We start from the raw sequence: 12,033 nt of genomic DNA, 5'->3' as shown, positions 1-12,033 counted from the left end.
TATAAATTGATAAATCATATTGTCATTCCAATTAAGGATTAATTCTCAAAAAAATCTACATCCTCATTGGTAATCATTACACGATATTCAATTCCGTCAATCGCTTTGGAAATAATTTGATTCCGTAGAATATTTGCCACGTTTTCCCAATACACTCTTCCGTAGAAAGCATAATTTTGTGGAATAACTTCTACCTCAACCGTACGAACAAAACCTTCTTTTGGCTTGTTACTGATCATCGTTCCTCGCTTTACACGGACATCTTTTAATTCGTCCTTCAAAACCATTCTAACATAGTTTTTCACATCTTCCAGAGAAATTATTTTATCTCGTGTCGTCAAAGCATATTTGTAAGCCTGAATACTGTCTGAACCCTTTTGTTCTTCTGCACCACCTATGGTTTCTGTTAAAAGCACCAGTGATTGGGATTTTAATTGATTGGAAAGTTCAGTTCCCGGTCGCATATGATTAGCAAATGTGCAATGTGTGATCCAAAAAGAAGCGTAAGTATGATCGGTTTTCTCCACTGGTTCCATGATAACATAATTGAGTTCCTGTCTGATGTTCCTTTTAGCATTATTGACTTTCTGCATCATCGATTTCATTTTGTCAGACATTTCGCTGAGCATTCCTTTTACATTATCACGGTTTAATAATGAGAAAGCGGCGATTTCATCTCTTGTCAATTCCAGAACATTGGAAATCATATCAACGGCATTTCTATTGTTGAAACGCTCCATTCCGCCTTTTCTTACGGTGTATAAACCTTTCTTTAAATCATCCGAAGGCGTGAAAGGTATCTCTGTATATTTTCTTCCGTCGCCATCCTGCACTTCATCTACGTATAGAAAATGTTCTCCTTCTTCCGTAATGAGAGGAATATTATTTCCCATGATATCAAGACTGTACTCAGTTTTTTTCCAACCACGATTGTATATTGGAAACGCATTGAGTACAAACGTAAAATTATCTAAAATCTCAGCCGAAAACTGAGGTGGAAATTCAAAAGTTAACCAAAGAAAAGATTTTCCGTTGATGTATTTTTCAATTTCTTCTCTGCCATCTAGAAAATCTAAATCCTGGGGAAGCTTTCCGGATTCTGAAAACAGATCTCTCGAAAGTCCCATCACCTCAATGAATTTATGATGATAAATACTTTTGATATCTTCAATGATTTTTGTCTGAATCGACTGCTCGTGAAAAAGCTGTTCATATCCTTCAGACTGTTCTTTTTTAATATACGTTAAACCTTCTTTTATAAATAACGGATTTCCGTTGCTTGAAACTGTGATGTAGGGAAGTAGTTTATACACATAATCCAAATGCTCAAATGCAGGATTTGAACAGAAAATCCCTAATGTTCTCGGAAATTTCTCGTTTGAATATTTTGAAACATCAATTCCTATTGTAACTTTTCTGTAATCAGAAGGTCTTCCCTGAAATCTTGAAATCGGAATTTTGTTTAGACGCTCATCAATGCTGTAGCAGGTATTTCCTACAAACATAATGGCAGTTTGCGCTTTATTGGTTCTTACACTTCCAATCGGTGTAAAAGGAATATTGAGCTGTTTATCTGATTCGGATTTTACCGTGGAATTCATCTGTTTTCTAAAGAAAAATTCTGTATGCTCCAGCAAAATCTCTGATGATTCAAAAGGTAAAGTATATGCAACAGCATGAGCCGGAATCGGATGGGTGTAAATTGATGGTGTCAAAAGTTTTGCCAGTTTTTCTAAAATTCTCGCATTAACAGTCTGAATTTCATTATTGGCTTTAAAAACTTCCGTACTGAAAGCATCAATTAAAAGTTTAACAAAAGGATCCAGCGACTGCGGACTTTTTAATCCCCAGACTTTGGTCGCGTTCTGCAACATTCTGGCTTTTACAGATTCTTTTGAATATATATTCTGATCTAAATTCATGTTTGTGATAAGGTAGGTGATTAATCGATAGACATAGGACTCAGAAAAAGCTCAGTAGAAAAACTGAATCGTTCTCCTGAATCTTCCATTTTAGCATTGATGGCTATTTTTACTTTTTTCTTGATTTCCGTATGTTCTTTGGTGTCGTAGTTGTGCTCCACAATTTCTACATGAGCATCAATCTGTGGCTGAACAATTCTGGGTTCAAATTCCTGAATCTGCCGTTTAAGGCTTTTTATAAAGACGCTTTCCCATACGGCTGATGTAACTCCGTTATCAAATTCCAGATTCCAAACGTCGTTTCCGTAATTTTCATCATATCTGTTTTCGCCTTTTTTTGTCGTGATCAGGAGCATGATGTTGTGGGCTATACTTTCACCCATATCGCAGGTGTCTATACTCCCACCTTCAGACATCAGTATAGATGGTACAAAAGGCATTCTGTAATTTGGTGTGTCCATAGATTTTATTCTCTATTTTATTTTTTTGGTGTCATTATTTAAAATGAAATACCAAATTAATCATTTTCGGGAAATAATGTACAGTAATATTTTGAAACTTTAATTGTTTGTCTAAGTTAAATGAATGTCCGTAATTAGTAATAACTTAGTTTTTAACGGTTTGTTTGTCATTCCGGAGGAATCTCAACACACTGAAAATAAAGCAGGTTAGATTCCTCCGGAATGACAAAATGAATGATAATTTAGTGTTATGATTAAAAACGTACATCCATACTAAGTTATTAGCTAAAATTATTTTAAATGCAGAGCTCAAAAAGATTTTTGATTACTTCCTACTTTTAAGTTACACGAAGGCGTTTCACTTATAAGAAGGTCACAAAGTTTTTTATAACTTACAATTGTTTAGTTTGAAAAATTGACATTCTATTAAAATGCTCTTTATTTTATTTAAAGATTGCTTCGTTGCTGCGCTCCTCGCAATGACGAAACTTGAACTATACACAAATTCCTAGCCCCGATTGAACGGCATGTTTGAGCTCTTTTCTTGAATTTCGGCGGCGGCAAAGCCGCCGCCGAAATTCAAGAAAAAGCGAGTAGTGAAAGCGGGATTAAGCTCCTGAAAAAATCAGGAATCTCTTTTCTTATTCATATTGATAATATAGTACACAGGAAGTCCGAGTAAAACGATCAAAAAACCTGGCCAGGTGTATTGCTGTTTGTAGATCAGAAGAAGAACGCAAAAAACCGTTCCTATTACCAGATAAATAATCGGAGTAATGGGATACAACCAGGTTTTATAAGGTCTTTCAAGATTAGGCTGTTTGAATCTCAGATAAATAACTCCGAAAACGGTGATCATATAAAACAAAACGATGACGAATGAAATCATGTCTAAAAGATTTCCATACTGTCCGCTCAGACATAAAACAGATGCCCATATTCCCTGCATCCACAATGCATTTGACGGAACATCGTTTTTATTGTTCTCGATGGCAGATTTGAAAAACAGACCATCTTTTGCCATCGTCTGGAAAACTCTTGCGCCGGCTAAAATCAATCCGTTGTTGCAACCGAAAGTCGAAACCATTACGAGAACAGCAATAATGACAGTACCTGCACTTCCGAAAATATTCTGAGATGCAGCAACCGCTACTCTATCATTCGCCGCAAATGCGATAGAGTCTCGGTCGATAGCATTTAAATAGACAAAATTTACTGCAATATATAAAAGCATCACGGCCGAAGTTCCTAAGATCATTGCTTTTACAACATTTTTCTTTGGATTTTCAATTTCACCTGAAACGAAGGTTACGCTTTCCCAAGCTACAGAACTGAAAACTGAACCCACCATTGCTGCGGCAATTCCGCCCATTAAAGTCATTCCGTCAATCGATTCCCAACCGGTTTTCAGAAAATTTCCTTCTGCGTCTTTATCGATATTGTTAAATGCATTGTTTCCGAAACTGAAGTTTTCTGCCAAATGAGAAAAATCTACGAAAATAAATCCTGCAGCAATTAATCCTAATAAAGCTACTATTTTTGAACCTGTAAATACATTTTGAAGAATTTTTCCGCTTTCTACGCCTCTTGTATTAATGTAGGTAAGAAGCAAAATGATGGCTATTGCCAACATCTGAATCCATGTAATTTTAAACTCTCCACTTTGGAAAATAGGAGCTGCATCATTAAGCGAAGGAATCAGATAAGCAGTAAACTTACCGAAAGCCATTGCAACGGCGGCAATCGTTCCTGTCTGAATCACCGTAAATAATCCCCAACCGTAAAGGAAACCCATTTTTTTACCGAAAATTTCTGTAAGATAAGTGTATTGTCCGCCAGCTTTAGGAAATAATGCAGAGAGTTCACCATAGCTGATTGCTGCAGCAACTGTCATGATTCCAGTAATGATCCAGACAACGATCATCCAGTAGCCTGAACCGAGGTTTCGCATCATATCTGCACTTACGATAAAGATTCCGCTACCGATCATGGAGCCCATTACGAGCATGGTTGCGTCCCAGAGTTTTAGTTTTTTTTGCATATTGAAATATTACCCTCAAATATAGATAAATATGCAATTGTTTTTGAATTTTGTTTTGAATTTGAGAAGTACCTGTTTTTTATCAACCTGATAATCATTCTCAATTCAAATTTTATTATTAATTTTGGAAAAAATATTAAAAATGAAATTAAAATCCATATTATTTTTAGTGGCAGTAACTGCTTCATCATTAGCATTCGCACAGGAACAGAAGAAATCTGGTCCACCTGCAGGAAACGCAATCGTGGGTGACACTTACGGATCTGTCGTGACTTCGTCAGAATCTAAAGCAATAACTGTTGATAAACTTGCGAAAAAGCTTAAGAAAGACAACAAAAAAGTTGAAAATGTAGCCATCAAAGGAAAAGTAGTTGATGTTTGCGATAAAAAAGGTTGCTGGTTGACGATTCAAACTGAAGATGATACTCAGTTTTTCGTAAAAATGAAAGATTATGGGTTTTTCGTACCGACTGCTTTAAAAGGTAAAAATGTAGTTTTAGAAGGTAATGCTGAAAGAAAAGTAACTTCTATCGACGAACAGAAACATTACGCAGAAGATGCTAAAAAACCTCAAGCCGAAATTGACGCTATTATAAAACCAAAAGAAGAGATCAGATTTGTAGCCAACGGAATTAAAGTTGTCAACTAATACACGATAAAATTTAAAAGAAAAGCGGAACAATTGGTTCCGCTTTTTTTATTCTTCTATTTTGAAATTGACTTCTGCATCCAATTTCGGGTATTTTGTATCGCTTAGGAATTTTTTTCCTGTACAGTCGATTTCCAGCCAGCCTTTTCTTTTATTTACATCTCCGACTTCCATTACAAACGGGATAAATGATATTTCATCTTTTCCTTTTTCCAAAATTTCTCTGTACTGAACTGCAATATCAAGAATACATTCATGATCTGTATTCAACTTGACATTTCTGTACACAATATCATAATGTGTTTCCTGGTTTTCCGGGATTTCCAGATATTTTTCCCAGCCTGTAATTCCAGATTTTAATTCGCCGATTGCTTTTAAGGCATAATAAAGAGCAATTGTATAGTATTTTCTCGTTCCTTTTCTTGTATAATCATTGATGAAATGTCCGCCTTCAAATAAAATAGTCGGCATTCCTGCTTTGATGAAATTATCACCCGTAGAAGTGGGATAGAACTCATCAGAATATCTTCCGATCTGATTGGGAATTAGTTCTTTTAAACGCTCATAAACCTGTCCGATTACAGCCATACATTTTTTTCTGTTTTCCGTTACAGTTCTTTCCTCATTTTCTGAAGGAGCCAAAAAGGAAAGTGTTGCAGGATGAACTCCGTCAGTTGTGAAAATCGTACGTTGCTCATGAAGATTCAAAGCGTAATCATATTTTTTCTCAGCAGCCAATTTTTTTAGGAATTTGATTTCTGTACTTGCTTCATTATGGAAATCTCTGTTCAGATCAATTTCTACAGCATTAAGTCTCGTCCATCTTTCCGAGCCATCAGGATTTAACATAAAGATAAAATCTAAACTTATCTGACTGAAAAGTTCATCTTTCATCTGAGGAGTTTTATCCAATGTTGTCAAAAGATCAAGCATTGCATGAGTAGCGTTTGATTCGTTGCCGTGCATTTGTGACCATGCCAAAACTTTTATCTCCCCGTTTCCTATAGTTAATTTATAAATAGGTTTATCTAAATAAGATCTTCCTATCTCGACAATATAATCGCTGAGATTGGTCTGTAAATAAGAAAATAATTTTTCCGGGGAAATATAGCGATTTTGGAAATCAGGATTTTGGATATACAAATGTTCAAAACTCATTTAAACTCAATTTACAAGAGTCAAAAATAATGTTTTTTGGCGATAAAATAAAATTCACATTTGTAACCTCATTAAACAGTGTGAATTGCCAAAAAGTCTGTTAGTTAAATTGTGGATTGATAATAATTTAATTAACACTATTTAAAACATTTAAAATCAGTAATTTATAAATTTTAACTCAACAGTTACAATAGATATGCTTTAAGTGTAGATAAGTGTAAATATCTGAAAATGAGTGTTATTTTGCTAAACATGCCGAATGTAGATTAAGCTTAGTATTAAGCATATTATACAAATGTAAACTATATTTATTTGTAGTAATTTCTTAGTTATTATAAGTTAATGATGGTAGAAGTATTCGCTTTAAAATAAATTCACAATTTCTTCTTTTTAGGTACGTATTTAATTCTTAAAAATTTGTTAAAACATGCATACATCAAGCTTTATTAGCGGTAAACGATCTATTGATAATACGTCAAGACTCTAATTCACTACAAAACCAATCATATAGCCACTCTCCCACTCTACAAGATTGTAATGGGAGCAAAATAGCTGTATATGGGAGATGTCGGGAATTATAAGCGATTTATCAAGTGAGTTGATAGAATAAATTTTTAGTTAAAAATATTATCTCGAGTTATACTTTAAGTGCAATGTTAGAAAGATATTTATCAATTAAATTTTGTAACAAATTTGAATGTTATTAACAATACAAACATAAAGTACTGATAAATAACACGTTAAATAATTTACTTTTGTATATTTAAATAATTTCAAACTATTTACATTTGTATTTTGCAATTGTAAACATTATTTTTACATTTGTAACAAGTTAAAAGCTTATTTTATGAGTTTAAATGAGAGAATTTCAAAGGTTATAGAATACTCAAAATTGAGTTCATCTGAATTTGCAGATGAAATCGATGTACAGCGTTCTTCCATTTCGCATATTACTTCTGGGCGAAATAAACCTTCTCTAGAATTTATTATAAAAATAAAATCTAGATTTCCAGAGATTTTATGGGACTGGTTGGTAAATGGCGATGGTGAAATGCTAAAGTCCGAATTGCCTGAAACAGAAAATATTATAAGCGAAGAAAATTCTGAAGAGAAAACAAAACCAACATCACTTCCCGATTTATTTACGATGATGAATGATGATGAAGATTTTGGAAGTGAAGAAGAAAAAACTGAAGAAATTCCGGTCATGCGAGAATCCGCTATTTCGCATCAAAGTAAAGCTGATAAAAAAATATCCGATTCTCAGCGATTAGAAAAATCTAATGAACAAATAATCAATCAAGTTATTGAAAATCAAAATCATAAGATAAAACGTATTGTTTTGTTCTACGAAAACGGAAAATTTGAAAGTTTTGAACCATAAAAAAATCTGATCTTACAAACAGATCAGATTTTTAAAATTTATGAAAATGAAATTTATTGCTTTATCATTTTTGTAATTTTTGTTGTTTCATTACTCTTAATTTTTAAAATGTAATTTCCTTTAGGTAAATCTGAGACATTATAATCTTCTGCACCTTTTAAAGTTCTTACCAACTTTCCTGAAACATCCATAATTTCTACGATACTGATATTAATTTTCCCGGGATTATTAATTTTAAACGATTCTTTTACAGGATTCGGGTACACCTGAATTCTATTATCATATTGCATCACTTCATCTGTACCTAATACAGAAGTATAGGTGATTACAAAAGGCATATCAACAGTTACATCAGGTGCAGTTGTAGGAAGTCCGTCATCGATAATAGCTGACCAGCTTGTAGGAACAACTGCGTTAAATTGCTTTGCATTAAATGATGCAAGACCACGACTTCCTGGGATCGTAACAGATGGCAGGAAATTAGCAGTTGAGGTAGAATTTTGTAGTTGAAATTTAACCCAATACGTTCCGGGAGCAAGAGTTTTAGGTACGTTTGCGGTAACTTTCCATATCTTTCTTGTACTGCCCACTGCGCTACCAGGAGCAGGTACAGAACTATTGAAAATTCTGTACATATTAGAATCTAAACTTGAGGCAAATCTATTGGTAGTATCATCACCAAATACGCTCACAGCTCCAGTAACTGATGGATCTGAACTGAAAATATTTACCCTAACAGTATTAAATGGACTTGCAGTTCCTGTATAACCTGTTTGGTATGCAAAGAAATCTATCGTTGAGATTTGCCATGAATTTGCACCGGGTGGCACTACAAAATCGTCAGCTAAATAAAAGTTATTTGTTGCCGATACATAGCTGCCAGAAAATCCTGCACTGGTATTCGTTTCAGTAAGATTTGCAGTATCATTCTGTACTTCGGACCAAGTATAACCTGCAGGTGCTGCTGTACCACTTTTTGATGTAGCTCCGGTACTTAATCCACCATTGTTGTAAGTTTGGGCGACTGTAAGATTAGCTAATAAAAAAATAGCAATGTGTAGAGTTTTTTTCATGTTATTAATTTTAAGTTCATAACGAAATTATAAAAATAATATTATATTAATAACTAATTATAATATAATTTAATATATTATAACGAAAATCAATAAATGAAAGCTTTTTAATTAATTTTATAAATAATTAAAAAACAAAAAAACTTCATATTAAAATGAAGTTTTTTAAAGTTTTATTTACTGAAAATTATTTTTTTCTTCTGTCAAGTTCTTTTTTAATCAAACCCAATTCTCTTCCTGTTTGTCCGGCAACAGAAGTGTTTTCTCTGGCTCTTCTTGTAAGATACGGAACAACATCTTTCACAGGCCCGTAGGGAAGATATTTAGCCACATTATAACCTTTATCTGACAGATAGAAACTAATGTTATCACTCATCCCATAAAGCTGTCCAAAATAGATGTGAGGATTATCGTTTTCCAGACCTTTCGCTTTCATTTTGTCCATCACAAGTTCAGAAGAAATCTCATTATGGGTTCCAAAGAAAGCCGAAACTTTATCGAGATGATTCAATACGAAATCAATTCCTGCATTATAATTTTTATCTGAAGCATCTTTGGTTGGCTGGATGGGATCTGCATATCCTTTTTCGGCAGCTCTCGCTCTTTCTTTTTCCATGTAAGCACCACGAACGATTTTATACCCAATAAAATAATTTTTTTCCCTTGCTCTCTGAAGATTCTCTTCCATGTATTCCAAACGGTGAGTTCTGTACATCTGGACAGTATTCCAGACAATCGGTTTTTCCTGATTGTATTTTTCCATCATTTCTTCGCAAAGCTGATCTGCTGCGTCCTGCATCCAGGATTCTTCTGCGTCAATCATCACTTTTTTATCATGCTCATGGCAAAGTTTGCAGACTTCATCAAATCTTTTCACAACTCTTGCCCATTCTTCTTTCTGGCTTGAAGTCAGTTCTGCATTTTTTCCAACGGCTTCGTACAGATCAATTCTTCCGAAAGCTGTGGGTTTAAAAACAATAAAAGGAATCGCAGGATTTCCTACGGAAAACTTAATAATATCTTTAATTTCCTGACAAACAGCATCAAAAGTCTCCTCATCTTCTTTGCCTTCAATCGAATAATCGAAAATACTTCCGACCCCTCTTTTGAAAAGCTGCTTTACCGCTTTCATGCTTTCTTCACGCGTTTCTCCACCTACGAATTGTTCAAACAAGGTTTTCTTTACAATTCCGGTAACGAACGGAAAATTGTTATGAACGGTGAAATTAAGGACAGAAGTTCCAAGACTTGTCAAAGCGGGCTGTTCTATCATTTTAAACATCCAATACGCTTTTCTTAACTGTGCATCTGTTTTATCAGCAAACGCAACTTTAGTATCGTTAAAAATGGGCATTCTTTTTATTAAATTTTGATTTTGGCAAATGTAAGAATAACCGTCACGTTATTAAAATATATTTTCTACAATTTACCTTCGATTCCGTTGAGGAGCATTGAGAGAATTCCGATGAAAACCCAGAAACGTAATATATTGATTGTGATAAACTTACTCCTTTTAGTATAATTTAAAAGTAAATAAATACAGAAAATCATCACAAATAATCCGGCAGAAAAGTAATAAGACATAAATCCTGAAATTCCCGTTTTTGCTATCAGCTTCATAGAAACTGCCATTGTCAAAATAATCAGGAATATAATAATTGATTTTGAAGTTTTATCTTTCAATGAATTGGGAATCGTTCTGTACCCAAAAACATTATCTGCTCTTTTTGTCAAAGTATCTTTCACAATATCAATGCACAGAAGAATCAGAAATAAAAAGATCGCCATCAGAAGAACTTTTTTTGAAAAAGTCTCATAATAAACCATCATTCCGAAGAATGGATATAAAGTAAGGCTTACAAACGTAAGATTATTTACTATTAAAATACGGCTCAGTTTATGACTGTAAAACCACATAAAAAATTGATAAACAATAAAGAAAATCAAAACTCTGTAAGAAATAAAACTTGCAACTCCCAAAGAAATTACCGTAAGAGCAAGATATGCATACAAAAAGTATTTCTGCTTGATAAAACTTTGAATTCTTGTCCGGAAAGGCTTAATAATGTGATCTTTTTCAAAATCATAAAACTGATTGATAATTCCGCCAGCAAGAATCGACAGAACAGTACAGAAAATGATACCGTGAACTTTAAAATCAAAAACGAAATTTCTGAAAGATTCTTCCTGATTAAACAGGAAAAAAGTAGAAACGTATAATGCAAATGTTAACAGAATAGCAACAAAAAATCTTGCTCCTAATAAAAAACCGACAAATTGTGAAAGTCTGTAAAACAGAGATTTGGAAACAAAATTCTTTTCCTGGAAAGTTTCTTTTTCAGAATTCATTCCCGGTATTTTTAGAATCTGTAAATCACTTCTTTATGGAAACCATCAAGCATTTTTTCAGCTTTTTCATAGTCTTTGGTAAATCCTAAAATATAACCGCCACCTCCGCTTCCGCAGAGTTTAAGGTAATAAGCATTAGAATCCAACCCTTTTTTCCAGATGTTGAAAATACTTTCAGGAATCATAGGACGGAAATGTTCGTAAGCCCAGTGTGAAAGCTTTTTAAGATTTCTGAAGAACGGATTCATATCTTTTTTCAGGAAAGAATCGATACAAGCATTATTGTAACGAATAAACTCTTCTTTCAGAGTCTTACGGAAACCTTCAGTCTTCATTTTTTCAAAGAAAATTTGAATCATTGGCCCGGTTTCTCCTGTAATTCCTGAATCGATAAGGAAAATTGCTCCTTTTCCTTCTTCGCCCGTCGGAATGGCAACTTTTCCTAAATTTTCTTTGTTTTCGATAAGAATCGGTAAATTCATATAGCAGATCAAAGGATCCATTCCTGAACTTTTACCATGGAAATAGCTTTCCATTTCGCCAAAAATAGCTTTTATATTTTTCAGATCGTCTTTCGAAATGTTTTCAGGATCGTGTTTTGTGAAGCAATATTTTTCAAAAATAGCGGCTACCAAAGCTCCTGAACTTCCTACTCCGTATCCCTGAGGAATATTTGAATCAAAGAAAAGTCCATTTGAAATATCTTCTTTAAAACGGGAAACATCTAATCTGAAATTTTCCGGCAAATCTAAATTAATAAGAAAATCAGAATATTTTTGTAAATGTTTGTTTGATTTTTTTTCAAATTCTGATTCAGAATCTGAGAATTTCAATGTGCCTTTATAGAAACTATAAGGAACTACAAGACCCTGAGAATCTTCTATCATTCCGTATTCTCCAAAAAGAATTATTTTAGCGTAAAATAGAGGGTTTGTCATTGATAATAAATCTTTTTGCAAAGTTAACTCATTTTGCTAAATATTAACAAAATTTAAG

General features: G+C 33.7%; 10 protein-coding genes. 2 read left to right on the top strand and 8 right to left on the bottom strand.

Going from position 1 to position 12,033, the window contains the following annotated elements; genetic code table 11:
• Window positions 1–38 precede the first annotated feature (38 nt).
• From K0R77_RS09130 to K0R77_RS09120, 3 genes are all read right to left on the bottom strand, one after another.
• Window positions 39–1,922 carry a type VI secretion system baseplate subunit TssF gene (locus K0R77_RS09130; protein WP_300351460.1) on the bottom strand — a complete coding sequence of 628 codons (1,884 nt, stop codon included), beginning with the start codon at window positions 1,920–1,922 and terminating at the stop codon, window positions 39–41.
• A gap of 20 nt (window positions 1,923–1,942) precedes the next feature.
• A complete protein-coding gene (locus K0R77_RS09125) occupies window positions 1,943–2,383 on the bottom strand; it encodes a GPW/gp25 family protein (protein WP_300351457.1) in 441 nt (146 codons plus the stop codon).
• A gap of 625 nt (window positions 2,384–3,008) precedes the next feature.
• Complete coding sequence (locus K0R77_RS09120; protein WP_300351454.1) at window positions 3,009–4,424, bottom strand: APC family permease; 1,416 nt, start codon at window positions 4,422–4,424, stop codon at window positions 3,009–3,011.
• A 142-nt stretch (window positions 4,425–4,566) separates the two neighbouring features.
• On the opposite strand from K0R77_RS09120, the gene K0R77_RS09115 reads away from it, so the two are divergent.
• Window positions 4,567–5,073, top strand: a complete 507-nt coding sequence (locus K0R77_RS09115) for a DUF4920 domain-containing protein (RefSeq protein ID WP_300351451.1) — start codon at window positions 4,567–4,569, stop codon at window positions 5,071–5,073.
• 48 nt (window positions 5,074–5,121) lie between these two features.
• Here K0R77_RS09115 and K0R77_RS09110 read toward each other — a convergent pair whose 3' ends face one another.
• Window positions 5,122–6,231, bottom strand: a complete 1,110-nt coding sequence (locus tag K0R77_RS09110; RefSeq protein WP_300351448.1) for a M14 family zinc carboxypeptidase — start codon at window positions 6,229–6,231, stop codon at window positions 5,122–5,124.
• An 847-nt stretch (window positions 6,232–7,078) separates the two neighbouring features.
• On the opposite strand from K0R77_RS09110, the gene K0R77_RS09105 reads away from it, so the two are divergent.
• Window positions 7,079–7,615, top strand: a complete 537-nt coding sequence (locus K0R77_RS09105; protein WP_300351445.1) for a helix-turn-helix transcriptional regulator — start codon at window positions 7,079–7,081, stop codon at window positions 7,613–7,615.
• A 53-nt stretch (window positions 7,616–7,668) separates the two neighbouring features.
• Here the strand turns inward: K0R77_RS09105 and K0R77_RS09100 are convergent, their stop codons facing one another.
• From K0R77_RS09100 to K0R77_RS09085, 4 genes are all read right to left on the bottom strand, one after another.
• Complete coding sequence (locus K0R77_RS09100; protein ID WP_300351442.1) at window positions 7,669–8,688, bottom strand: T9SS type A sorting domain-containing protein; 1,020 nt, start codon at window positions 8,686–8,688, stop codon at window positions 7,669–7,671.
• 187 nt (window positions 8,689–8,875) lie between these two features.
• Entirely contained in the window at window positions 8,876–10,042 is a 1,167-nt protein-coding gene (locus K0R77_RS09095; RefSeq protein WP_300351439.1) for a proline dehydrogenase family protein, read from the bottom strand.
• Window positions 10,043–10,107: 65 nt separating this feature from the next.
• Window positions 10,108–11,037 (bottom strand): UbiA family prenyltransferase, encoded by a 930-nt coding sequence (locus K0R77_RS09090; RefSeq protein WP_300351436.1) that lies wholly within the window; start codon window positions 11,035–11,037, stop codon window positions 10,108–10,110.
• 11 nt (window positions 11,038–11,048) lie between these two features.
• Window positions 11,049–11,975, bottom strand: a complete 927-nt coding sequence (locus tag K0R77_RS09085; protein ID WP_300351433.1) for a mevalonate kinase — start codon at window positions 11,973–11,975, stop codon at window positions 11,049–11,051.
• Window positions 11,976–12,033: the final 58 nt, after the last annotated feature.

This window comes from Chryseobacterium sp., from assembly GCF_029240215.1.
Classification (GTDB): Bacteria; Bacteroidota; Bacteroidia; order Flavobacteriales; family Weeksellaceae; genus Chryseobacterium.
The sequence above is the reverse complement of the archived record's forward strand: the minus strand, read 5'-3'. Positions and strand labels throughout refer to the sequence as shown.

Coding starts and splice junctions, on each gene's coding strand:
- K0R77_RS09120 (WP_300351454.1), bottom strand. CDS start 4,424: ATGCAAAAAAAACTAAAACTCTGGGACGCAACCATGCTCGTAATGGGC.
- K0R77_RS09095 (WP_300351439.1), bottom strand. CDS start 10,042: ATGCCCATTTTTAACGATACTAAAGTTGCGTTTGCTGATAAAACAGAT.
- K0R77_RS09130 (WP_300351460.1), bottom strand. CDS start 1,922: ATGAATTTAGATCAGAATATATATTCAAAAGAATCTGTAAAAGCCAGA.
- K0R77_RS09115 (WP_300351451.1), top strand. CDS start 4,567: ATGAAATTAAAATCCATATTATTTTTAGTGGCAGTAACTGCTTCATCA.
- K0R77_RS09085 (WP_300351433.1), bottom strand. CDS start 11,975: ATGACAAACCCTCTATTTTACGCTAAAATAATTCTTTTTGGAGAATAC.
- K0R77_RS09090 (WP_300351436.1), bottom strand. CDS start 11,037: ATGAATTCTGAAAAAGAAACTTTCCAGGAAAAGAATTTTGTTTCCAAA.
- K0R77_RS09125 (WP_300351457.1), bottom strand. CDS start 2,383: ATGGACACACCAAATTACAGAATGCCTTTTGTACCATCTATACTGATG.
- K0R77_RS09105 (WP_300351445.1), top strand. CDS start 7,079: ATGAGTTTAAATGAGAGAATTTCAAAGGTTATAGAATACTCAAAATTG.
- K0R77_RS09100 (WP_300351442.1), bottom strand. CDS start 8,688: ATGAAAAAAACTCTACACATTGCTATTTTTTTATTAGCTAATCTTACA.
- K0R77_RS09110 (WP_300351448.1), bottom strand. CDS start 6,231: ATGAGTTTTGAACATTTGTATATCCAAAATCCTGATTTCCAAAATCGC.